The organism is Halorubrum sp. AD140 (assembly GCF_034497445.1).
Lineage (GTDB): Archaea > Halobacteriota > Halobacteria > Halobacteriales > Haloferacaceae > Halorubrum.
In genome coordinates this window covers 1-1,266 of record NZ_JAXRUU010000232.1, presented here as the reverse complement: position 1 = coordinate 1,266, position 1,266 = coordinate 1, and the positions used below count along the sequence as shown (strand labels likewise).

Annotated in this window: 1 protein-coding gene and 1 pseudogene; one reads left to right on the top strand and one right to left on the bottom strand. The window is 53.3% G+C overall.

All coding sequences use genetic code 11. The features are described from left to right. Positions 1 to 343: hypothetical protein (locus U4E84_RS17740; protein WP_322533398.1), on the top strand; the 343-nt coding region annotated here is incomplete at its 5' end. 440 nt (positions 344 to 783) lie between these two features. Here the strand turns inward: U4E84_RS17740 and U4E84_RS17735 are convergent. Then, positions 784 to 1,266, bottom strand: a pseudogene (locus U4E84_RS17735) (DUF91 domain-containing protein); the annotation flags it as partial.

Below are 1,266 nucleotides of genomic sequence, written 5' to 3'. Positions count from 1 at the left end.
GAAGTACGGAAAGAAACAACGAGCAATCGTTGACTACCTCCGTGAGAAGACAACGGGGACGGCGAAGACGATCGCCGAGTGGATCACCGAAGAGTCCGACGACGTGGAGTCCTGCTCGAAGCGGTGGGTCAACAATACCATCGGTCGCCTCGTTGAAAACGGGTCAGTTGCGAAGCACGTCGGCCAGGGATATCAGGGGGCAACCGTCTACGAATGGACCGCTTCCAACTCGGTCTCGAGATACGGCGAGCTCAAGTTCGAAATCACAGAAGTCGACCACTCCGAGGACCAGATATCGGATGCAATCCCCAAACCGTGCGTAGAAAGCCTGAGGACCAACTAAAACCTTTTTTTGGTGTTAATCCTGTGGTATGCTAACAGGGTAGTCAGGTCAGGAACTATGTCTCTTTAGTTACTATAGAGGGATACTTCTCGACTGGCATTCCCCGTTAGCACACCACATGATCTTTTCCCGTTCTACCCGACTAACCAGACATACCATCACAACCAATAGTTCTCACTATCAGACACACAGATATCGGATACTAAACAGACATTCGTCGCTGACGATCGATTGCGCCCACTCAATGGCTTCCAGAGGCTCCAAACCCACCCTTTGCGGTCCATGGGGGCTCTCTCCTGGTCTTGTGATCTCCCGATACACCCAATCATCTGAATGCCACCACTGGCGTCTTTAGCCCTTCTAAAGCCATCAAAACCGTTGGATCAGATAGCGAAGTGATGAACAATTCACGGACGCCCTACTATGTTGAGTCCAGACCGTCACTTGTTGCTCGTCGGTTCGTCACTACGATCAGCTCCACTTGCCTCGCTATTTCGAAGATCACTGAGCGTCCGATTATCGAACTCCGGATGGCACCAGTACTTGTATCCGTTGAGCGCCTCGTCTCGGTCACGGCCGACGAGTTCGTGGAGTACCTCCTTCGTCAGCCCAGTGAATGAGTATAGTTCGTCGTCGTGATCCCATCGGACATTGTCGCTTTGCCCAGTATCGCCAGTCACCGTTGCCCACCAGAAATCATCGTCCTCGTTCCAGTTCCGGTTTGCGTCGCCAGGCAAACGCTCCGGATCAAATCTTACCCGCTCTCCCGGACGCAGAACTTCGCGTTCGAGAAGGGCATTGATCGCTCCGGGTCGACGAGATCGTTGCTGCTGCTTCTCCTGCTTCTCTCGCCGCTTGGTCATGTACTCTTCCGCCTCTGCAACCGGAATGATCTGCTGGCTATTGAGCAGCACTCGACCCTG